We start from the raw sequence: 21,541 nt of genomic DNA on the forward strand, positions 1-21,541 counted from the left end.
CCTGGTGCGGTCCGGCGGTCACTCGCCGGGCCGCACCAGGCCCGTCTCGTACGCCAGCACCACGGCCTGCACCCGGTCCCGGAGGCCCAGTTTGGTCAGGATCCGTCCCACGTGGGTCTTCACCGTGGTCTCGGCGAGCACCAGCCGACCGGCGATCTCCGAGTTGGACAGCCCCTGCGCCACCAGCATCAACACCTCCCGCTCCCGCTCGGTGAGCTGGGCGAGCCGGTCGTCCGCGCCGGTACGCCCGGCCCGCGGCACCAGCTGGCCGGCGAAGCGGTCCAGCAGCCGCCGGGTGATCCGCGGCGCGACGACGGCGTCCCCACCGGCCACCACCCGGATCGCCGCCAGCAGGTCCTCCGGGGGCACGTTCTTGAGCAGGAACCCGCTGGCCCCGGCCTGCAGCGCGGCGAACGCGTCGGTGTCGGTGTCGAAGGTGGTCAGCACCAGCACGCGAGGCGCGTCCCCGCCGCGTGCGGCCAGCCGCCGGGTGGCTTCCACCCCGTCCATGACCGGCATCCGTACGTCCATCACCACCACGTCGGCCCGCACCCGTTGCAGCAGGCGCAGGGCCTGCGCACCGTCGGCGGCCTCACCGACCACCTCGACGTCCTCCTGGGCGGCCAGCACCATGCGGAAACCGGCCCGGATCAGCGCCTGATCGTCGACGACCACGACCCGGATCGTCACGCGGCGACCGCCTCGGCCGCGGCGGTGCACGCCGGCAGTGGCAGGGTCGCGGCGACCCGCCAGCCGCCGCCCGGGACCGGCCCGGCGGTGAACCGCCCACCGTGCACGGCGGCCCGCTCGCGCATGCCGATCAGTCCGTGCCCGCCCGGGTGCACGGGTTCCCGGGCCGGCCCGGCGCCGCCGTCGTCGACCATCTCGATCGTCAGGGCGCCGGCCGTGCAGCCGAGCCGCAGGGTGGCCCGCGGGTTCGCGCCGGCATGCCGCAGCACGTTGGTCAGCGCCTCCTGAACGAGCCGGTACGCGGTCAGCTCCAGCGCGGGTGGCAGGTCCGGGCGGTTCTCGTCCACCTCGGTGGTCAGGCGTACACCCGCCGACCGGGCGCGTTCCACCAGCGCGTCGAGCCCGCCCAGGTGCAGGCTTCGCCGGTCGGCTCCGGCCCGCGGCTCGGCTTCGGCCGCCGACGCGTCGGGGCCGCCGTGGCGCAGCACGCCGACCAGGCGGCGCATGTCCTGCAGAGCCTCCCGGCCGGTGCCGGCCACCTGCCGGATCGCGGCGCGGGCCTGCTCCTTGTCGGTGTCCAGGGTGTAGGCCGCGCCGTCGGCCTGCACGATCATCACGGCCAGGCTGTGCGCTATCACGTCGTGCAGTTCGCGCGCGATGGCGGCACGTTCCTCGGCGACGGCGACGCGGGCCAGCGCGTCGCGTTCCCGCTCGGCGGCGGCCGCCCGCTCCTCCAGCCCGGCCACGTACAGCCGCCGGGTACGCACCGCGTATGCGCCGAGCCAGGTGCCCGCCGTGACCGCCAGGTACATCGACAGCTGGTAGGTCAAGGACTCGCTGTGCCGGTACGCCTCGATGCCGCAACCGGCGGCAACCGGCGCCACCGCGATCACGGTGTGCCACGTCGGGATCGCGCCCGCGACCACCGTGTACATGGCGATCAGCACCGCCACGTCGTGCGGCATCGGGTCGTACCGGGGCGGGTAGAGCAGGACCTGGGCCAGGGCCAGGAGGCTGACGACGGCAAGCACGGTCAGCGGGCGGCGGCGGCGGACCAGCAGCACGGCCGCCATCGCCAGGCCGAGGACGGTCAGCGGGACGGCGGAGGGCCCGATGTTCCAGGCCATCAGTGCCAGGGCACCGACGAGCGCGGCCACCAGCACGTCGAATGCGTCCGAACGTGTCCGGAACATCGTCGGCAGGATGATCACGAGCCGAGCCTAGCCGCCGGCACCGGACAAGGCTCGGCGAGCCGTCGACCGCGCCCTCGGTGGGGCGGTCGACGGCTCGCCGGATGTTCCCGTCTCGCTCCCGCGGCCCGCAGCGATGGTGCAACCGCGGTCCAGGGTGTTGAGCGCTCAGACGTTGTAGTACATCTCGAATTCGTGCGGGGTCGGGCGGAGCCGGACCGGGTCGACCTCGTTGGTGCGCTTGTAGTCGACCCAGGTGGAGATCAGGTCCTCGGTGAAGACGCCACCGGCGGTGAGGTACTCGTGGTCGGCCTCGAGGGAGTCGAGGACGGCGTCGAGGGAGCCGGGAACCTGCTTGACGTTGCCCCACTCCTCCGGCGGCAGGTCGTACAGGTCCTTGTCGATCGGGGCCGGCGGCTCGATCTTGTTCTTGATGCCGTCGAGGCCGGCCATCATCATCGCCGAGAACGCCAGGTACGGGTTCGACGACGGGTCCGGGACGCGGAACTCGACGCGCTTGGCCTTCGGGTTGCTGCCGGTCACCGGGATACGGGTGCAGGCGGAGCGGTTGCGCTGCGAGTAGACCAGGTTGACCGGGGCCTCGTAGCCGGGCACGAGACGCCGGTACGAGTTGACGGTCGGGTTGGTGAACGCGAGCAGCGACGGCGCGTGGTGCAGCAGGCCGCCGATGTACCACCGGGCCATGTCGGACAGACCCGCGTAGCCGGTCTCGTCGTAGAACAGCGGCTCGCCGTTCAGCCACAGGCTCTGGTGGGTGTGCATGCCGGAGCCGTTGTCACCGAAGAGCGGCTTCGGCATGAACGTGACCGTCTTGCCCTCGGCCCGCGCGGTGTTCTTGATGATGTACTTGAACAGCTGCATCTGGTCGCCGGCGTGCAGCAGGGTCGAGAACTTGTAGTTGATCTCGGCCTGGCCCGCGGTGCCGACCTCGTGGTGCGAGCGCTCGACGGTGAAGCCGGTGTCGATCAGCTTGCGGACCATGATGTCGCGCAGGTCGGAGTAGTGGTCGACGGGGGAGACCGGGAAGTAGCCACCCTTGAAGGTGGTCTTGTAGCCCAGGTTGCCGCCCGGCTCCTCACGACCCGAGTTCCACGCGCCCTCGATCGAGTCGATGTAGTAGAACGCCTGGTGGGCGGAGGTCTCGTGACGGATCGAGTCGAAGATGTAGAACTCCGCCTCGGCACCGAAGTAGGCGGTGTCGGCGATGCCGCTGGCCGCCAGGTAGGCTTCGGCCTTCTTCGCCACGTTCCGCGGGTCACGCGAGTACGCCTCGCGGGTGAACGGGTCGTGGATGAAGAAGTTCAGCGCCAGCGTCTTCTGGATGCGGAACGGGTCCACGAAGGCGGTGGCGACGTCCGGCAGCAGCATCATGTCGGACTCGTGGATGGCCTGGAAGCCGCGGATCGAGGACCCGTCGAAGGCGAGGCCGTCGGTCACGACGCTGTCGTCGAACGACTCGACCGGGATGTTGAAGTGCTGCATCACACCCGGAAGGTCACAGAAACGTACGTCGACGAACTTGACATCCTCGTCTTTGAGGTATCGCAGGAGTTCCTCGGGATTGGCGAACACACGTCCTCCTGGCACAGTTTTCCGATACCGGGCGGCACAGGCCGCCACCTGGCAGGGCTGGTCGCGACGTTATGGGTACGGAGTTGCCCCGGCGTATCCCGATTGTTTCCGCCGTGTTACGTAACGCTTCGAGCAGGCACGGCGGGGCGCGAGCCGATCATCCGCGACCCTATCGCGTAGGCTCGTCGGCCGTGGCGGCTTCAGTGAACGAGACGGCCGGTCTGGGCCCACGACTCGGCGCGCTGGTCATCGACTGGGTGCTGTGCCTGCTGATCGCGAGCCTCTACGCCAGCCCGTCGGAGCAGGCCTGGCCCGCGGTCCTCGTGCTGGTCGCCGCCAACACCTTCTTCCTCGGACTGTTCGGCCAGACACCGGGCATGCGCCTGTTCCGGATCCGCTGTGACGCGTACCCCGAGGGGGGTGTGATCGGACTCGGCCGTGGCCTGCTGCGCGCCTGCCTGCTCGCGCTCTTCGTGCCGGCGATCCTGCTCAACAGCGAGGGCCGGGGACTGCACGACCGGGCCGCCGGCTCGATCGTGGTGGCAGTGCCCCGGCCCTGACGCCGTTTCAAAGGCCGTTCAGGACCGGAAGGCCCGGCGGATCTCCGGCTCCGGCGGTTCCTCGCCCCGGCCGGTCACCACGTTGCCGCCCGGCGTCCGTACCTCGAAAGCCTGCTTGTCGGTGACCAGGTCGTGGTCCTCGCGGACCGGCACCGGGTCGCCGCCGCCCCGCCGCCGGCCCAGTTCGGGCGCGACCGTTCCGGGCCGGTTCGGTTCGGCCGGCGTCTCCGGCCGGGTGGCCGCCCGGCTGCGCAGACCCCACGGGCCGCCGTCCGGCCTGGCCCGTTCCGGCGCGTCGACGACGCCGGATCCGCCCCGCTTGCGCGCCTCCTCGGCACCGAACAGATCGGACCACGGCGGCAGGCCGCGATCCCGGCGGGTCGGCCGGTAGGGCGGGGGAGCGGCCGGCGAGGTGGGCCGGTTCAGCACCGGCGGCGCGGTGCCGCCGGGCCGCTGCGGGGTGGCCGGGTGACGCATCTCGGCCGCGCTGCCTGGCCGGGCGCCGCGTTCCTCCGCCGGATTCTTCAGCACCGGGGGCGCCGCCTGGCCGGGCGGGCGGCCGAACGCGTCCACTCCGGAGCCGGTGGGCCGGGCGGGTGTGCCGGGGCGCCCGCGGCCACGGTCACCGGGCCGCCCGGTCTGCCCGGGAGGCGGCGTCACACCGGGCGCGTTCCGCCCGGGGCGGCCGGCCTGCGACGGCGGCGGCGTGACACCGGGTGGGGTCCGCCCGGGCTGGCCGGGAGGCGGTGTGACACCCGGCGTGGTCCGTCCGGGCGGCGGGGTGACGCCGGGCGTGGTCCGTCCGGGCGGCGGGGTGACGCCGGGCGTGGTCCGTCCGGGCGGCGGGGTGACACCCGGCGTGGTCCGTCCGGGACGTCCCGGGCGGCCGGCCGGAGAGGTCGGCGGAAGACCCGCCGGCCCGGTACGCCGGATCTCGCGCCCACCCGGCGGCGCGACCGGCGCGACCGGCCCGATCGGGCGCCGGATCGTCCGTCCCGGCGGCAGGCTTCCCGGCGGCACCGCGTTCGGCCCCCGCCCCGGCCGCCCCAGCTGTGGCGGAAGCCCGGGCCGGATGCTGCCCGGCGGAATGACCGACGGCCCACCGCCCGGCGGCAGCTGCCCGGGCGGAAGGGTGCCCGGCGGCAGCGTTCCCGGCGGCAACGTCCCCGGTGGGAGCGTCGCGGGCGGCGGCACGACACCGGGCGGCAGCTGACCACCCGGCGCCGGCAGACCCGGCGGCGACAGGCCCGGCGGCAAGGCTCCGGGAGGCGTCACACCGGGCGGCAGAGACCCCGGGGGTACGACGCCAGGCTGCCCCGGCGCCGGAAGTTCCACTCCGGGCGGCAGCTGCCCGGGCGGAAGGCCGCCCGGCGGAAGGGTGCCCGGCGGCAGCTGAGCCGCCGGCGGGTTGCCGACCGGCAGCGGCTGGAAACCCGGACCGCCCTGCCCCAGCCCGCCCGGAAGCCCGCCCGGAAGTCCACCGCCGGGCAGTCCGGCGGGCTGACTGAGCACCGCGTTCATCGGCTGGACCGGCGGACCGACACCGCTGGAGAGCGGCGCGATGTAGTCGAAGAACTGGTCCCCGTAGTAGGCGGCCAGCTTCTGCGCCTCGAACCGGTACTTCTCCTGAACCCGGGACTGGTCCTCCTCGATCTCCTCCAGCTCCGCGGCGCTCCAGCTGACGCCCTCGGTGAAGAACGCGCCGACGTGTTCCAGCAAGTCGACCCGCTGCGCCTCCCGCAGCTCCTGCTCGTAGTCCAGGACCAGCCGCTCCATCGCGTACCGGGCCTCGGTGGAGACGTTGACCATGTGCCGGAGGGCGGTCACGTTCTGCTGCGCGGCGTCCATCCACACGTCCAGGTAGGCCAGCGTCTCCCCGGGCCCCCGCTTGAGGAAGGCGTCCCGGGCGGCCGGCGACTGCCACGCCTCGTCCCGCAGCACGTTGCTCTGACTCAGCACGAACGTCTTCACGTCCGCCAGGAACGACCAGGCGTTCTGCCACTGGTCGGCGAGCGCCGCCATCTGCTCCGGATGCATGTTCCGGATCCGCTGCCGGATCTCCTCGATGCTCGTCGTGTTGCCGCCGCCCGGCGCGCCGGTGAACGGCGTCGTCGAGGGCGGGTAGCTGCCGTAGTGGGTCTGTCCGCTGTACGGGCTGTACCCGTAGTTGGGGTTGGCGGTCGCGCCGTAGTAGTCAGCCATCGGATCAGCCGTTCACTCGGTACTTCTCGGCGATGGGCGGAGTGGGAGCCTCCTGCCCCTGGGTGGCGATGCCGGTGACCACCCGGTTCGTGTCGACGACCCGGCCCTTCTCGTCGCGTTCCGAGGTGACGGTCACCTGTTCGCCATTCGTCGCGTCGGTGGTCTCGACGGTCCGGTGGACGACCTGGCCCTCGGCGTCGCGGACCTCGGAACTGCGGCCGATCACGTGCTCCCCGTCGTACCGTGTCCGGGTCTCCGTCGTGCCGGTCTGCTTGCCGTCGGGTCCGAAGGTCTCCTCGACGTTGATCTCGACGTTCCCGGTCTGCCGGGTCGAGGTGCGGGTGGTGACCGACGAGACCGTCTCGCCGTTGCTGCCGAACATGGTGGTGGTGACCGTGGTGACCCCACTGCCCGGCGCGCTGAACGTCATCACCTCGCGGCGCTCGCCGTTCGGCCCGACCGCCGTCTCCAGCGACTGGTACGCCGACAGCGGCGTCACCGACGTCGTCGTCCACTCACCACTGTTCGCGGCCGGGATCGCCGGCTGGGCGGCCGCCTGCTGCTCCTGGAAGGTCGTCCCGACGCCCTGCGGCAGGCCCTCCGGCCGGGGCACGCTCTTGTCGCCGTACGCGAAGAGCACATCGTTGAGCGAGGCCGCGGAAATCGCGTCGCCGCTGCCGTAGCTGTCGGCGATGGTCCGCGCCGCGTTGCCGATGTTGCCCAGCGACTCGGCCAGCTTCTGCATGTAGACGGTCAGCTCGCCGGCGTTCGCCACCAGCCGGGCCCGGACCGCGTCGGCCTCGCCCAGCACGTCGCCGTCGAAGGCGGCGGCCGGCATCTGGCCGAGCGGCGCCAGGTACGCGGCGCGGGACATGATGTCCGTCTGCTGGTTCGCCATGAGGGTCGCGTATTCACGGATCCCGTCGAGGTCGACGTCGACCGGCGGGCCACCGCCGAGCCACGGCGCGCGTGTGTTCTGCGCGGTCTGGTCCGCGTAAGGATTGTCTACGCTCATCACGCCTCCCCCGGACTGTCGTTGATTCGTCACCGCAATTGATCAAATTGATTGTCGATCGCGGTGAGCAGGTGACGCAGGAGAGTACGCCGGATCCCCGGATCGGGTTCGACGGAATTTCCCTGAAAAAGCTTCGAACCGGATCCGTACGGTGGGCGTACGGACTGGCATAACCCACTCACGAGAATCGGGGAGAAGATCGTGGCAGGTACTCCGGGCATGGGTCAGGTCCATGCCACACAGGAACAGCTCAACGCGATGGCCGGCCGTTGCTCCGACACCGGGCAGAACATCTCCCGGGGCATGAACCAGCTGCTCGGCCAGATCCAGGGTCTCAGCGGCGGCGCCTTCGCCGGAACCGCGAACAACGCCCTCCAGGACGTCTCGGCGCAGCTCAACGACGGACTCGCGAAGATCATGCAGGCGCTCGAGGAGCTTGGCGGCAAGATGTCGGCCGCCTCCCAGACGTACGGCACCAACGACGAGGAAGCCGCCCAGGACCTGCGCGCCGCCGCCGCCGGTGGCGCCGACAGCGCCGTCATCAACGCCCTTCGCGGCTGACCCGGAACGGAGACCGAACCATGAACATCACCTACAACTTCGGCCAGATCGCCGACGTGTCGGCCGCCATCAACACCTTCCAGGGCCAGATGGACCGCGAGCTCAACGACCTGTACACCGCCTTCACCCAGCTGTTCGCCCAGGACTGGACCGGCGCCGCGGGCACCGCCTGCGACGAGGCCCGGCAGAAGTGGAACCAGGGCGCCACCGAGATCAAATCCGCGCTGGCCAGCGTCGGCGTCCGGCTGGGGGCCTCCGCCGAGCGCATGCAGCAGGTGGACGCGCAGATCGCCAGCAACATGTGATCGGAAACGGTAACGCGAGGACCGGGCCGTCGGCATTCCGCCGACGGCCGTTCCCATTTCCCCGGGTGGGTCTCATGAAACCTTCGATGCTGTTCCTGTCGATCATTGTTCCGATTCTTTCGGCGCCCGTTCCGGCGTTCGCCGCGCCCGGCCAGAATTGCGCCGAACCCGGCCGTGCCCAGATAAACGGATCATGGCCGCGCGCGATGTTGCGGGCCGACGCCGTCACCCCGCTGGAGAACGGCGCCGGCGTCACCGTGGCCGTCCTCTCCACCGGAGTCGACGCCGGCCAGCCGCAGCTCGGCAACCGGGTCCTCGCCGGCGCCGGCGTCATCGGTGCCGGTGGCGCCGCCCAGGACTGCACCGGCACCGGCACCCAGGTGGCCGGAGTGATCAGCGGCCAGCGATCCGGAGGCGACAACGACGTGGCCGGCCTGTCCCCGGCGGCCCGGATCCTGCCGGTCCGGGTGATGCTCGACGACCCGGCCGGCTCCGAACCCACCCCCGGCACACTCGCCGAAGGCATCACCGTCGCCGTGCAGAACGGCGCCGACGTGGTGGTGGTCGCCGCTCCCGTCTACGACGACGACCGGGATCTGGAAGCCGCCGTCGAAGCCGCGGCCGCCCGGAACGTCGTCGTCGTGGCGGCGGTCGGCGACCTGGGCGGCCCCGACGAAGGCAACCCGAAGCCGTACCCCGCCTCCTACCCGAACGTCCTCGGCGTGGGCGCCATCGACCAGACCGGCCGGATCTGGCCCGACTCCCAGCGCGGCGACTACGTCGACCTGGTGGCACCCGGCGTCGCCGTACCCACCCTCCAGACCGGCCGCGGCCTGGTCGAAGTCGACGGCACCGCGGTGGCCGCCGGTTACGTGGGCGCGGCCGCCGCCCTGACCCGGGCCCGCCACCCCGACCTGAACGCCGCCGAAACCGCCCGGCACCTGGTCGCGACCGCCAGCCCCGCCCCCACCGGCCCCGCGTTCGGCGCCGGCGTGGTCAACCCGTACGCGGCACTGACCGCCCAGGTCGTCGATGTCGCCGCCCGCCGCCTGCCCGCACTCGACGCGCCCCCACCCGCCGTCGACGACGCCGAACTCCGGCGCCGGTCGATAGCACTGACGAGCGCCGCGACAGCCGCCGTCCTGGTGCCGGCCCTGCTCCTGGCCGCCACCGCCCTACGCCGAAGCCGCCGCCGTCACTGGCGGCCCGGCCTCGCCCCCCACCTGGACACCCCACCGGAGCCCCTGGAACCCGGCCCGCCGATCATGCTCCTCGACGACCCGCCCAAGCCTCCCGAACCCGCCCGCCGCCCCTGACCCCGCCTCATCGCTGATCGCGTCCTGTCCGCTGTTGCTTGGTCGCGTCCCTGTTGTTGGTTGCGTCCTGCCCGTCGCGCCTGGTCCCGCCCTGCACGCTGTTGCTGGCAACGCCCCTGCCTGCAGTTGCCGGGCAGCGTTCCTTCCCGGCGTTTCCTGGCCGCCTTCTTCCGGCGTTCCTTCCAGGTTCCGTCCCCGGTAGGGGGCTTCGGACACGGGGTCGGACCCCGCACCGTCCCCCTCTTGCACGGTGTTCGTTGCTTTCAACGCGGCTGAACCACCGTCGGCCGCCGTCTACCGCGACGATCTTCCATGTCGCTGCGGGCGGTTCCGATGCGGCGGCTGCGGCTTCACCGTCTCGTTGTCTTGATCGATGTTCCGACCCTGCATGGCGCGGCCCCAAACCTGGCCGGCCCGCATGATCACTTTGTGTTCGTCGTCGGCGTAGCGCTGGGCAGCCTGCGTGATCGCTGACCGTGGTCTCCGGCATAGCGTTCGGCTGCTGCGAGCCTGCACGGTCACGGGCTTTCATCTTGGCTGACGTGGCCTGGGAAAATACCGCCTGCGGCTGTATTCATGGCGCTCGAGGCCACATGATTGTCGGCTCCTGCCCGCCGCATCCCGCTCGCTGAGACCATCACGTTGCAGCGGCACCAAGCGCAACCTTCGTAGGCGCCAGCCGGCGAAGTCTGTCCGATCCACCGCCCGGAGCCGGCATGCAGGCCTCGTGCCGAAACACCGCTCGCCGACGACTCTTTGGTCGAGGCTGAGGTGATCTTCGGCCGGGGTGAGCTTGCAAGATCGGCGACGGCCTCGAAGTCCGGTCACCCCTGTTCTGAATACGGGCGGTGCAGCCCGAGCCCTCAGTCCTACGGCCTAGGCGAAGCCTTCCTCGTATCGTCCCTGTTCGGCTGCGCCGCGCACCGGCCACCGCCGCGGATCCGGCGATCTTGATCAGCTTGCGGCAAGCGGCATCAGCGTCAACGCCTGCCTGGGCCACTACGGGAACGTGCCCACGAAACGGACAGGATAAAGCGGCGGTGACCGCAAATGCTGCCGAATGTGTTTCCAGGGTTGGGCGGCCGAGATTTTCGATGGTGTTGGATAATGGCCCTGAGCTCATTCGAAGCGCCGTTTCGATCCACGGCTCAGACCCCTACGTGTCAGCCGTTTCGAAAGCGGTCAAGGCCTGATTGTGGGCTGATGGTTGACTACAATCCGTAGTGACGTCGCTGGGGTGCCCGATCTTTTGCAATTGTTGGCATCGGCGCTTCGGGCGGGCCTCTCGGAGCCTGCTCCATGCCCACCAGATCCAGGCCGTGCACGTTGCGGATCAAAGGACTCCGCCGTAAGCCCACCCGGCCGCCCGGCTTCGAACAGCGCGCGAATCCGGCCGCCGAGATCGGCCGGCGCATCGCCCTCACCTCCGGCTCGGACTGCCGGGCTGCCCTGGCCAGAGGAGGTAGCGCAGAGCTCCCCAGGCCTGACGGACTCGCTCAGGGGGCAGCTCTCACCTCCGGGCCCGAACTCGAAAGGACGTCTGCCTGCTCGTTCAACCGTCGTGCAGCCACGGCTCGGAGTCCGTGCAGGCCGACGGCTGAGGTCTGGGCGTTCGTTCGGGTGGGGGCCTGGTTCCCGATGCTCGATGAGTGATGGCCGGAGCTCGCTTGTTCGCTCGGCTCGCGGCAAGGGCGCCTGTCATGACCAGGCTCACAACTCTGGGTTGCCGGAGATGCAGGCGAGCGACCCGGGCCCGTGGCCTTTGCCGCAGCGATCTGCGGTTGGCCATGCTGTGGCCGGTCAGGATCGGCGTGCGATCTGCCCCCGCCGCCCAGCGCCTGGGAACCGATTTCGGTGAGGGCCCGGCAAGAGCGAGACGCCCCGTCCCGAACGACCGTCGTTGACGTGGTCGTCGACATCGGTCTCGCCGCCGAACCGTCACCCTTGTCGCATCCTGGGACCACGCCGGCCGCCGCGGCAGACTGGCGGGCGCTGGCTTCGGCGCGGGCGCGCCGCAACCGCTGAGCGTGACGCTGAGTCAATCCCCAAGCCCGGTGACGCTCATGCTCCCGACGAAAACTCTCAGCGGCCGGAGAGTAATTCCGCCGTGCGTTCCGGTCGCGTATTGCGGCCAACTGCCCGGTGCCGAATAGCTGTATCTGCCGCATGCATGAATTGTCCTGCGCCCGCGCCGAAAAGTGTAAGCCCGGCCAGGAAGTAGATCATGCCAATCTCAGGGTGCTGGAGGATTTCTATGCGGCAGCCGCGTATCGATGCGACAACTTGAGCGATGCGGCCACAGCACCCTCGTCGACGGAGCATCGTCGGCCCGCCGAGGAGCGGGTCGAGGCTTGTGAGTACGCCCGGTTCCGGCAAGCCCGGCCACCGACGCCGATCTGCCCGACTACCCTGACCGCAGCCCGTCCGCTCAGCGACCGCCGATGGGCAGCGAGGCCACAACCCGGCCGCCTTCCGCAGACGAGCGCCTACGGAAGGGCCATGACGATGACGACAGGAACACGAAACCGGATCGACGAGCGCTGCCCAACAATGGTTCTGCCCGTTTGGCCTCGGCTGTTCAGCCTGAATGCGCCGCGATCGTCCAGCTCCCGGCCGGCTACCGGCGCAAGATCCTGATCGGCGTCGACAGTGCCGGGCAACAGGGGCTGCTTGATCGACTCTCTGAAGTCGATCAAGTCCGTGCCGGAGGCGTCGTGGCTTCCCTCGGGGAGCACCGCTGAGGTTTGGGTCGGCGCCGACATCGAGGTTCCCGAGCCCGTGGTGATCGTGCGTCTTCTTGTGCGGCGCAAGGCCGGGGCCGGATGGGAGTTGTTCAGTGTGTCGGTTTTGTTCGGAACATCGTGCCGGTCCGGGATGAGACGTATCGTTTGCCGGTACCGCTCGCGCACGTGCCCGTCTTCGCGCCGCGCGATTCGTCAGTGGTCTCGTCGGATGATGCCGAACGTGGGTCGGCGCTCTCGACGCTCCTTCCCTGCCGGCGGAGCGGCATCGGTGGCCGATCGCGTGCGAGGTGTCGGGCTGGCCGCAGCTGTAGAGAGTGCTGATCGGACGAACTTCGTGTGTGCCCACGGCTTGTCGACTGCGGCGCCGGCCCGCGGGATCGGTGCGCGGCTGGTCCGTGACGTCGATGGGTTCATCCGCCGTTGAGGTGGAACGGCAGGATCGCGGCGGTTGTGACCGCCAGGTCGCGTTCGAGGAGGTCGTTCCGCGGGACGAAGACCATGGCGCGTCCCTCGCCGAGTACCACGTCGTCCTGCCGGGCGTTGGTTGCGCCGCGGAAGACGTGGACCGTCACGGTGTGCGGGAACCCGGCCTCGTATGGCCGCGGACCGCTCCACAGCGGGTGCAAACAGTCGGCCGTGAGGCCGGTCTCTTCCAGCAGTTCCCGGTGAGCCGCCTCCGCGGGCGTCTCTCCCGGTTCCAGACGGCCACCTGGCAGGCTCCACTGATTCGGCGACACTGGGGCATGCTCATCGCGGTGCTGCATGAGCACGGATCCTGACGGATCGACAAGGATCACGAGTGCGACTTCGTAGGTGGCCATCGCAAGATCGTGTCATGGCATTGCCGGCACTGGATTCGATGACTGAGCCCGGATAGCCAATGCGGTCCGGGGTGGTTGAAAACACCGCTGTGGTGATCCTGGGCCGGTGCGGACTCTGCCGCTTGACATCTGCTTCACCGGCGGCTGACGTCCGCTGCGTAGATGGCCCGGTCTCCTGCCGAGGCGCGTTGCCAGGCGACCGCGACGGTGATGTGGATGCCAGGCATCCGGGCAAGCAAAGCTGCGGGGAGTTCGGTGCTGAGTTGAAACAGCGCGGCGGCCCATCTGCCCTGGCCGTAGGCCCGAGTCGACGGAGCCGTTCGGCGAGACGGGAGGAGTTGACGTGCCGCTCGGGTTCTCCGCTTGGGAACAGCCGACGCGAGGTGCCTTGGTCGCCGAGGCGGGCATGCCCGCGGCCACCAGCCGGTAGATCCGACTGGACGACAGCCGGATCTCGCGCTGGGCCAGCGGTTCGAGCAGATCTGTGGTCTGGAACATCTCCCGGCTGGCCATCACCTGCCACAGATTCCATCGATAGTCGAGCTTGGCCGCCGTCTACCGCTCCTTCTCTTGCCCGTGCGGCGTGTCGAACGCCGGGGTGAGGGCCTTGCGCAAGGCCGTGTTCATGAAAGTCTCCGGACCCGTGTAATGGTGAGATCGGCTATCGGAAGTCTTGGAATGCCTGCCGTCGGTCGCGAGATGAGCGTCAGATGTCGCCGGCGGTTCTGGTAGCGGCGAAGTTTGCGACGGTATCGAGGACGTGTTCGAGGAAGACGCGTAGGTCGGTGGCGACGGGTTCGAAGCCGCTGTCGGTGGAAGCGTCGTGTGAGCGGTGCACTCTGTTGCTGCGGTCGATGGCGTAGAGGATTCCGCCGCCGTTGCTGGCGAAGGTGGTGCCGGTGTTGCCGTCGTCAAGCGGGACAGGGCCGTCGGCGAGCCCGACGATGACGTCCTCGGGCGCGTGGATGAAGATGCCGTTTCCGATGTCGGGCATGGTCACTTCTTGGATCACCTGATACAAGGCGATGAGGTCCGATGGGGCGCTCGATCGTGCCCGGAGAATGTCGAGAGGGCCCTGGCTGGGACCAGCGAGGACGACCTCATTTCGTCCGGGCGGGAACGGGTAGTAGGTGTCGAATGCGGCCAGCACTGCTTGCAGGTGTGTGGTGATGCCGGCGGCCCAGGTGCGGACCCAGCGTGGATCGAGAGAGTCGGGGTTCATCGGGGGTGTCCTGTTGTTCGAGGTGGCAGGGCTGACGGAAGACGACGAGCGGGCACTGACGTCGGCGGCGTAGGAGGTCCGGTGCCGAGCATGAACAGGGCGTGTTGCGGGCTTGGCGTGGTTGTGGTCCCCATGTTCGTGCAGCCGTCGGGCGACGGTGTCATCGGTGAGCGGACGGCCCGGCCACCGTCCGGGAAGCAGCCAGGTGGGACGGTGGGCTGATCAGGCTGCCGTACGCCGCACCGGAAGAGCGAGCGCCGCACCGGGGCCCCATGGTCAGGTGGCGGGCTGGCCGGCGGCCTCCGGATCGAGGGTGACCCCCGCCGGCAGTGAGTTGATCAAGGCGGTGGGGACCTCGATGGCGTTGCCGGCGGCATATCCGAGGCGTGCCAGAGTCTCCGCATCGGGCACCGCATGCCGCAACCCGACGTCGGTGACCAGCATGAATCCGCCCGACCCCGGGACCCGCACGAGCTCGAAGCGGCCCGCCGGGACCTGGACCGCGTCGGCGAGAGGGCGGCCGTTCCCGGTGGCGCCGCCGGTCGGGATGGTCGCGCCCAGAGCGGCGGCGGGAGCGCCCGTGGAGACGACCGGTGGCTTGTCCGCGGCGGTCGTCACCGCGCACGCCGACGCGCCCTGGTCGATGGCCGCGAGTTCGGGGACGATCTGCGGGCCGCGGACGGACGGGTCGTCGTTCTGCAGGGCGCGGCTCTCCGGGATGGCGGTCAGGTCGTTGACCGAGATCTGTTTCGGCCGGGCCGGGAAGCCGGCGTTGAGGACCGCCTGCTGGAGTGGGGTGATGGCGGCCCGGCCGTCGTTCAGGATCAGGTAGAACTGCTGGCCGCTGCCGGTCTGGGTGACCAGGATGTCGCCGTTGTCGAAGCCCCCGGCGGCCGGTGACGGGTCGCCGCGGTCGTTGACGTTGATCGGGGCGATGTCGGCGCCGGACGGGAGGGCGTCGAGCCAGGCGGTGCCCATCCGGATGGGCTGGGCGGCGCCGAACAGAGCCTGCACCGTCGTACGCGGATCTTGGATCTGGTGTTTGCGCCCCTGCCAGACCAGGTGCACGTCGCCGGCGATGACGTCGGTGGTGAGCAGCGCGCGGTCGCCGGTGGGGGTGGCGGTGGGGCCGCCGGAGCCGACCAGCAGGACCGTGGTGGGGCGGTTGCCGGGGACCGCGCACATGGTCCACGGCAGGCGCACCTGGCGGCCTGCCTCGGGCAGTGAGGCGGGGGCGCCGGCGATGCCGATGGTGACGCCGCGCGGGGTGCCGGTGAGGGATTTCGCCGCGATCCGGAAGACCGGCGGGTTGGGGCGGCCGGCGGCCAGTTTCGCGGAGGTGAAGTTGAGCGCCGGGTTGAGCCGGTTGCCGAGATAGACGAAGCTGGCGCCGGTCTCCCGCTCGACCACCACCGAGCCCTCGCGCTGCCACTGGTTCGAGCCGGTACGCGTGAGCAGCCCGTAGATGCCGAACCCGGCGGCGACCAGGATCGCCACCATGAGACCGCCGAACAGGGCGCCGATGCCGCGGCGCAGCGGCGACTGGGCCGGATCGGTCTCGCGCATCACCAGCGCCGAGATGACCCGCTGGTTCATGAACTGGTACGACTGCAACTGGTCGCGACGTGAGATCACCGGCGTCACCCCCCGAACGAGGCGAACAGGCCGCGGATGTCGTCGAACACGCCGATCACCGCGCAGGCGAGCGGGATCAGCGCCATGATCGCCACGATGTCGAGGATGTCCGCGGCCCGCCCCAGGTACGGCGACGGCGCCTTGCGGCTGTAGATCAGCGCCGACGGCAGGGCCACCGCCACCACCAGGGCGGCCCCGGCGACCAGCACCACTCCGGAGACGGCGCCGGTGACGACCGGCCCGGCACCGAGCCCGGCCAGCCCGATCAGCCCGGCCGTCAGCAGCGGCACCCGCTGCTGTGGGGTGGGCAGCAGCCGGGCGCGCAGCAGCAGCGCGGTGATCGCGGCGACCATCAGCAGCACGGCCGCCGTGTCCGGACCGGACAGCGCCAGCCAGGCCATCGCCACCACACTGCAGATCGCCGCGGACAGGATGAACCCGGTCAGCACCTCGGAGGCGCGGACCACGGCCGCGAACACGTCCGCCCGGCGCGGCATCGGCTTGTCCGCCAGGATCTCCTCGGCCCGGTTCGGCAGGTCCGGGAACGGCAGCCGGCCCAGCCAGCCGGCCAGCACCGGATAGGCGGGGAGCAGCCCGATCGCCGCGGTCATCGCCACCGCGGCGGCGCCTTCCGCGGACATCCCCCCGAGCGCCAGCGTCGCCGACAGCAGGCCGGTCAGGGCGGCCGCGATGCCGGCCACGAACAGCCGGGCCGTCCCGGCCACCCCGGCGTGCCCGATCACGCTCACCACCAGCAGCGCCGACGAGCCCAGAACCAGGCCGGGGGCGCTCACGCTGAGGAATCCGCCGCCGGGCTGGGTGAGCAGCCAGGCGCCTCCGAAGAACGCGTACGGCAGGCCGCTCGCCGCCACCACCCCGCCGGCGCCGGCGTCACCGAACGCCCGGGACAGCAGGATCCCCAGGACCGCGCAGGACAGCGACACCACCAGCGCGACCACGCCCGGCAGCACCCACGACGGCCCGGTCGCGGCCAGCCCGGCCAGGCCGAGCAGCAGGGCGGCGGCGGTGACGGCGAGCCCGCAGCGCCGGGTCGCGGCCGGGCTCCACGACCGGGCGGCCCGCCGGGAGCCGCTGGCGATCACCTCGACCACGTCGTCGTACGCCAGCTCCGGCCAGTCCTCCCGGGCCGGGTTGAGGTGCAGCAGCTCGCCGTCGCGGACACCCTGCGCGGCCAGGTTGCGGCCCGGTTCGAGGGCGGTGCCGGTGGCGCGGCGCAGCACCCATCCGCCGTACCGCTCGGCGGGCTCGCCGAGCGCGCCCTCGGCGTGCCGGAGCAGGTGCGGCAGCAGCTCGGCGACCAGCATGTTGTCGGGCAGGGCGAGGTCGAGGCGGCGGGTCGGCGCCGCGATGGTCACCCGGGCCAGGGAGGGCCCGCTCGTTGCGGGTGCGCTCACAGTGGACAACGTAGCAAGCTGCGAAGATCCATTCACGCTTACGGATGAACGCTAGGATGGTCGTCGCTACGTCACCGACGGGGAGCCCAGCGTGACAGTAACGATCATCAAGCGACCGCCGCGCCGGCCCGCGCCCGTGATGCCCTCCGGCGAGGTCCCCCTCGACCCGCCGCCCGAGGTGCCGCCGCCGCAGGGCAAGGGCTGGCAGCGGATGCTGATGATCCTGCCGATGGGCGCCGGCGCGGCGGCCATGGGCCTGATGATGGGCACCCAGCGCAGCGGCCCGATCGCCTACGTGGCCGGCGCGATGTACGGCGTGTCCATCCTCGGCATGATCGCGATGATGGCGAGCAACCAGACCGGCCCCGGCAAACGCGAGATGATCGAGGCACGCCGGCAGTACCTGCGGCATCTCTCCCAGCTGCGGGCCCAGTTGCGGGACACGATCCGCCGCCAGCGGGAGGCCCTCTACTACCGCAACCCGGACCCGGAGACCCTGTGGACGTTCACCGAGAGCGGCCGTCTGTGGGAGCGCCGCCGCGGCGACGCCGACTTCACCGTCGTACGGATCGCGGTCGGCCCGCAGGAGGTCGCCACCCGTCTCGTGCCGCCGCAGACCCGGCCGGTCGACGAGCTGGAGCCGCTCTGCGCCATGGCGCTGCGCAAGTTCGTCAACACCTACTCGGTGGTGCCGGACCTGCCGGTGTCGGTGGCGCTGCGCGACTTCTCGCACATCTACGTGCGCGGCGCCGCCCAGCCGGCGCACGACTTCAGCCGGGCCCTGATCGCCCAGATGGCCACCTTCCACGCCCCCGACGACCTGCGGATCGGCGTCTGCGTGCCGGACCACGAGCGGGCCCGGTGGGAGTGGGTGAAATGGCTGCCGCACGGCCAGCATCCGGGCAAGACCGACGCCATCGGCCCGGTCCGGCTGGTCGCGCCGAGCATCCCGGCGCTCGAGGCGATGCTCGACGACGTGCTGGTCAACCGGCCCCGGTTCGACCCGGCCGGCGCGCCCGGCGGCGGCCCGCACGTCATGGTGATCATCGACGGCGGCTCGACGGCCGGCTCCGACCACCTGATGACCGAGGGCGGCGTCGCCGGGGTCACCCTCGTCGACCTGTCGGTGCCGCCGCCCCGGCTGCTCGACGACAGTTCGGTGGTGCTGGAGATCGCCGCCGACGGCACGGTCACCGGCACCACCATGGACGGCCCCACCGAGGTCGGCAAAGCGGACGTGCTCAGCCTGCCGGAGGCCGAGGTGCTGGCCCGGGAGCTGGCCCCGCTGCGGCTGTCCGCGGCCTCGTTCGCCGACCAGCCGGCCATCTCCCAGGACACCGGGCTGGCCGAGTTGCTGGAGCAGCCCGACCCGTACTCGATCGATCTGAACGAGCTGTGGGCCAGCCGCCCCAACCGCGACCGGCTGCGCGTGCCGATCGGGGTGGGTCTGGACGGGCGGCCGGTCGAGCTGGACCTCAAGGAGTCGGCGCAGGACGGGATGGGCCCGCACGGCCTGCTCGTCGGCGCCACCGGCTCCGGCAAGTCGGAGCTGCTGCGCACCCTGGTGCTGGCGCTCGCCATGACGCACAGCCCGGAGATCCTCAACCTGCTGCTGGTCGACTTCAAGGGCGGCGCCACGTTCGCCTCACTGGACCGCCTGCCGCACACCGCCGCGATGATCACCAACCTGGAGGACGAGCTGCCCCTGGTCGACCGGATGCTCGGCGCCATCCAGGGCGAGCTGACCCGGCGGCAGGAGCTGCTGCGCAAGGCCGGCAACTACGCGTCCCAGCGCGACTACGAGCGGGCCCGCTCCGCCGGGGTGCCGCTCGCCCCGCTGCCCAGCCTGCTGTTCATCGTCGACGAGTTCTCCGAACTGCTCAGCGCCCGGCCCGACTTCATCGACATGTTCGTCCAGATCGGCCGGGTCGGCCGGTCGCTCGGCATCCACCTGCTGCTCGCCTCGCAGAAACTCGAGGAGGGGCGGCTGCGCGGGCTGGAGTCGCACCTGTCGTACCGGATCGGCCTGCGGACCTTCTCGTCGATGGAGTCACGGGCCGTGCTCGGGGTGCCGGACGCGTATGAGCTGCCCCGCTCGCCCGGCCACGGTTACCTGCGTACCGGAACCGAAGGCCTGATCCGGGTGAAGGCCGCCTACGTCTCCGGCGCCGTCCGGCAGAACGGCGACCTGCCCGGCACCGGCGGCCGCGGCGGCAACCCGATCCGTGAGTTCTCCACCTTCTACGTGGCCCCGCTGCTTTCCGACTCACGGGACGAGGAGGACACACCGCAGGAGGAGACCGCCGTCGGCGACACCCTCATCGAGGTGCTGGTCCGGCAGATGGAGGGCAAGGGCGCGCCCGCCCACGAGGTGTGGCTGCCGCCACTGGACAAGGCGCCCACCCTGGGCCAGATGCTGCCGCCCGCGATCACCATGCCGGAGCGGGGGCTCACCGTCGACGCCGAGGAACGGTTCGGCGCCCTGCACGCGCTCGGCGGCATCATCGACAAGCCGTACGAGCAGCGCCGCGACCCGATGTGGCTGGACCTGGCCGGCGCCGCGGGCAACGTGATGGTGGTCGGGTCCGCCCAGTCCGGCAAGTCCAACCTGCTGCGCACCCTGGTGGTCAGCCTGGCGCTCACACACACCCCGCGTGAGGCGCAGTTCTACGGGCTCGACTTCGGCGGCGGCCCGCTCAGCGCCCTCGCCGACCTGCCGCACGTGGGCGGCGTGGCGACCCGGCGCGACGTCGACAAGGTCCGCCGCACCATCGCCGAGCTGCACGGGCTGATGCGGGCCCGGGAGGAGATGTTCGCGGCCGCGAACGTGGAGGGCGCCGCGGCGTACCGGCGGGCCAAGGCGCAGGGCCGGTTCGCCGAGGACGCGTTCGGTGACGTCTTCCTCGTGGTGGACGGCTGGTCCACGCTGCGCGCCGAGTTCGAGGACCTGGAACAGACCGTGCACGAGCTGGCCAACCGCGGGCTCGGCTTCGGCATCCACATCCTGGCCGCCACCAACCGGTGGATGGACGTCCGCCCGCAGATCCGCGACGTGTTCGGCACCCGCATCGAACTGCGTCTCGGCGAGGCCAGCGACTCGGTGATCAACCGGCGGGAGGCGGTGAACGTGCCCGAGGGCGCCCCCGGCCGCGGCCTCACCCCCGACGGCTACCACTTCCTCGCGGCGCTGCCCCGCATCGACCGGGAACAACGCGTCGACGACCTGGCCGACGCCGTCGCCGAACTGGTCCGGCACGTCGGTGAGCACTGGACCACCACACCCGCCCCGCCGGTGCGCCTGCTTCCGGCCGAGTTGCCGTTCGAGGCGCTGCCCGCGGCCCGCGGCGGCGCCGTCCCCATCGGCATCGCCGAAGTCGACCTGCAACCGGTCCACCTCGACTTCGACGCCGAACCGCACGCGCTGCTCTTCGGCGACGTGGAAAGCGGCAAAAGCTCCTTCCTGCGCAGCCTGGCCCGGTCGATCGCGGCCTCGCACACCCCGGCCCAGGCCCGGCTGCTCCTCATCGACCTGCGGCGCAGCCTGCTCGGCTGCGTCGCCCCCGAACACACCATCGGCTACGGCACGTCGCATCAGGTCACCGCCGACCTGGTCAACCAGGTGGCGGTCGCGATGCGGGAACGACTGCCCGGCGCCGACGTCACCCCCGAGATGCTCAGCAACCGCAGCTGGTGGAAAGGCCCTGAGCTCTACGTCCTCGTCGACGACTTCGACCTGATCGCCTCGGCCAGCCCGAACCCGCTCACCCCGCTGCTGGAATTCCTGCCACAGGCCCGCGACATCGGCCTCCACGTGATCATCACCCGCCGTATCGGCGGCGCCGGCCGCGCCATGTTCGACCCCGTCATCGGCCGCATCCGCGAACTCGCCTCGCCCGGCATCATGATGTCCGGCTCCCGCGAGGAGGGCCCGCTCTTCGGCAACATCAAACCCCAGCCGCTGCCGCCGGGCCGCGCCTGGATGATCACCCGACGGCACGGCGCGCGGCTGGTCCAGCTCGCCTGGTCCCCACCGGCCCGTTGAGATCATTTCCGGTACGCGTGAGCCCGCCCTCAAACGCAACCACGACAGTCCCGTGGCACCCACGCGGCCCACTGCCGGGTCAAGCCCGTGCCGCGCCCGCCGGGCTGACGCGCGCGTTTCGGCTCGTTCTCAGTGCTGACCCTGCTGGCTTATCAGTAAAGGCTCGCTACCAGCGCATATCCGGTCCGGCCCCGCTTTGCCAGGCCGCACGACGTGGGTGCCGGGTAGCG

The 21,541-nt window shown here is 71.1% G+C and carries 16 protein-coding genes; 6 read left to right on the plus strand and 10 right to left on the minus strand.

Going from position 1 to position 21,541, the window contains the following annotated elements; translation table 11 throughout:
* Nucleotides 1-18: 18 nt before the first annotated feature.
* From AB0I88_RS21290 to glnA, 3 genes are all read right to left on the minus strand, one after another.
* A complete protein-coding gene (locus tag AB0I88_RS21290; protein WP_361026956.1) occupies nucleotides 19-690 on the minus strand; it encodes a response regulator transcription factor in 672 nt (223 codons plus the stop codon).
* Entirely contained in the window at nucleotides 687-1,883 is a 1,197-nt protein-coding gene (locus AB0I88_RS21295; protein ID WP_361026959.1) for a sensor histidine kinase, read from the minus strand. The genes AB0I88_RS21290 and AB0I88_RS21295 overlap by 4 nt, the downstream gene beginning before the upstream one ends.
* A gap of 165 nt (nucleotides 1,884-2,048) precedes the next feature.
* Nucleotides 2,049-3,473 carry a type I glutamate--ammonia ligase gene (gene glnA, locus AB0I88_RS21300; protein WP_361026962.1) on the minus strand — a complete coding sequence of 475 codons (1,425 nt, stop codon included), beginning with the start codon at nucleotides 3,471-3,473 and terminating at the stop codon, nucleotides 2,049-2,051.
* Nucleotides 3,474-3,664: 191 nt separating this feature from the next.
* Here glnA and AB0I88_RS21305 point away from each other — a divergent pair, with 191 nt between their 5' ends.
* Entirely contained in the window at nucleotides 3,665-4,033 is a 369-nt protein-coding gene (locus tag AB0I88_RS21305) for an RDD family protein (RefSeq protein ID WP_361026965.1), read from the plus strand.
* A gap of 18 nt (nucleotides 4,034-4,051) precedes the next feature.
* Here the strand turns inward: AB0I88_RS21305 and AB0I88_RS21310 are convergent, their stop codons facing one another.
* Both AB0I88_RS21310 and AB0I88_RS21315 read right to left on the minus strand, forming a co-directional pair.
* Nucleotides 4,052-6,235, minus strand: a complete 2,184-nt coding sequence (locus AB0I88_RS21310; protein WP_361026968.1) for a hypothetical protein — start codon at nucleotides 6,233-6,235, stop codon at nucleotides 4,052-4,054.
* 4 nt (nucleotides 6,236-6,239) lie between these two features.
* Nucleotides 6,240-7,250: a hypothetical protein gene (locus tag AB0I88_RS21315; RefSeq protein ID WP_361026971.1), complete on the minus strand. Its 1,011-nt coding sequence runs from the start codon at nucleotides 7,248-7,250 to the stop codon at nucleotides 6,240-6,242.
* 201 nt (nucleotides 7,251-7,451) lie between these two features.
* Between AB0I88_RS21315 and AB0I88_RS21320 the strand changes: the two genes are divergently transcribed.
* The 4 genes from AB0I88_RS21320 (at nucleotide 7,452) to AB0I88_RS21335 (ending at nucleotide 9,906) form a co-directional block, all read left to right on the plus strand.
* A complete protein-coding gene (locus AB0I88_RS21320) occupies nucleotides 7,452-7,811 on the plus strand; it encodes a WXG100 family type VII secretion target (RefSeq protein ID WP_361026974.1) in 360 nt (119 codons plus the stop codon).
* Nucleotides 7,812-7,831: 20 nt separating this feature from the next.
* Entirely contained in the window at nucleotides 7,832-8,116 is a 285-nt protein-coding gene (locus AB0I88_RS21325) for a WXG100 family type VII secretion target (protein ID WP_361026977.1), read from the plus strand.
* Between the two features lie 74 nt (nucleotides 8,117-8,190).
* The gene (locus AB0I88_RS21330) at nucleotides 8,191-9,432 is read left to right on the plus strand and encodes a S8 family serine peptidase (protein WP_361026980.1); all 1,242 of its coding nucleotides are present in this window, start codon (nucleotides 8,191-8,193) and stop codon (nucleotides 9,430-9,432) included.
* Between the two features lie 312 nt (nucleotides 9,433-9,744).
* Nucleotides 9,745-9,906: a hypothetical protein gene (locus AB0I88_RS21335; protein ID WP_361026983.1), complete on the plus strand. Its 162-nt coding sequence runs from the start codon at nucleotides 9,745-9,747 to the stop codon at nucleotides 9,904-9,906.
* Between the two features lie 2,012 nt (nucleotides 9,907-11,918).
* Here AB0I88_RS21335 and AB0I88_RS21340 read toward each other — a convergent pair.
* The 5 genes from AB0I88_RS21340 to eccD all read right to left on the minus strand — a co-directional run bounded on the left by AB0I88_RS21340 (nucleotide 11,919) and on the right by eccD (nucleotide 17,269).
* Nucleotides 11,919-12,341 carry a hypothetical protein gene (locus AB0I88_RS21340; RefSeq protein WP_361026986.1) on the minus strand — a complete coding sequence of 141 codons (423 nt, stop codon included), beginning with the start codon at nucleotides 12,339-12,341 and terminating at the stop codon, nucleotides 11,919-11,921.
* Nucleotides 12,342-12,586: 245 nt separating this feature from the next.
* Nucleotides 12,587-12,997: an NUDIX domain-containing protein gene (locus tag AB0I88_RS21345; RefSeq protein ID WP_361026989.1), complete on the minus strand. Its 411-nt coding sequence runs from the start codon at nucleotides 12,995-12,997 to the stop codon at nucleotides 12,587-12,589.
* A 706-nt stretch (nucleotides 12,998-13,703) separates the two neighbouring features.
* Complete coding sequence (locus AB0I88_RS21350; protein WP_361026992.1) at nucleotides 13,704-14,219, minus strand: hypothetical protein; 516 nt, start codon at nucleotides 14,217-14,219, stop codon at nucleotides 13,704-13,706.
* A 276-nt stretch (nucleotides 14,220-14,495) separates the two neighbouring features.
* Nucleotides 14,496-15,854, minus strand: a complete 1,359-nt coding sequence (gene eccB / locus AB0I88_RS21355) for a type VII secretion protein EccB (RefSeq protein WP_361026995.1) — start codon at nucleotides 15,852-15,854, stop codon at nucleotides 14,496-14,498.
* A 5-nt stretch (nucleotides 15,855-15,859) separates the two neighbouring features.
* On the minus strand, nucleotides 15,860-17,269 hold the full coding sequence (gene eccD, locus AB0I88_RS21360) for a type VII secretion integral membrane protein EccD (protein ID WP_361026998.1): 1,410 nt from the start codon (nucleotides 17,267-17,269) through the stop codon (nucleotides 15,860-15,862).
* Between the two features lie 91 nt (nucleotides 17,270-17,360).
* Here eccD and eccCa point away from each other — a divergent pair, with 91 nt between their 5' ends.
* Nucleotides 17,361-21,311 (plus strand): type VII secretion protein EccCa, encoded by a 3,951-nt coding sequence (gene eccCa / locus AB0I88_RS21365; RefSeq protein ID WP_361027001.1) that lies wholly within the window; start codon nucleotides 17,361-17,363, stop codon nucleotides 21,309-21,311.
* The last annotated feature ends 230 nt before the right edge of the window (nucleotides 21,312-21,541 follow it).

The organism is Actinoplanes sp. NPDC049802, from assembly GCF_040656595.1.
Classification (GTDB): Bacteria; Actinomycetota; Actinomycetes; order Mycobacteriales; family Micromonosporaceae; genus Actinoplanes.

Bases quoted from the DNA above. Each gene is read 5' to 3' on its own strand.
- AB0I88_RS21295 (WP_361026959.1), bottom strand. From the start codon at position 1,883: ATGTTCCGGACACGTTCGGACGCATTCGACGTGCTGGTGGCCGCGCTC.
- AB0I88_RS21310 (WP_361026968.1), bottom strand. From the start codon at position 6,235: ATGGCTGACTACTACGGCGCGACCGCCAACCCCAACTACGGGTACAGC.
- AB0I88_RS21315 (WP_361026971.1), bottom strand. From the start codon at position 7,250: ATGAGCGTAGACAATCCTTACGCGGACCAGACCGCGCAGAACACACGC.
- AB0I88_RS21325 (WP_361026977.1), top strand. From the start codon at position 7,832: ATGAACATCACCTACAACTTCGGCCAGATCGCCGACGTGTCGGCCGCC.
- AB0I88_RS21330 (WP_361026980.1), top strand. From the start codon at position 8,191: ATGAAACCTTCGATGCTGTTCCTGTCGATCATTGTTCCGATTCTTTCG.
- AB0I88_RS21335 (WP_361026983.1), top strand. From the start codon at position 9,745: ATGTCGCTGCGGGCGGTTCCGATGCGGCGGCTGCGGCTTCACCGTCTC.
- AB0I88_RS21345 (WP_361026989.1), bottom strand. From the start codon at position 12,997: ATGGCCACCTACGAAGTCGCACTCGTGATCCTTGTCGATCCGTCAGGA.
- AB0I88_RS21350 (WP_361026992.1), bottom strand. From the start codon at position 14,219: ATGAACCCCGACTCTCTCGATCCACGCTGGGTCCGCACCTGGGCCGCC.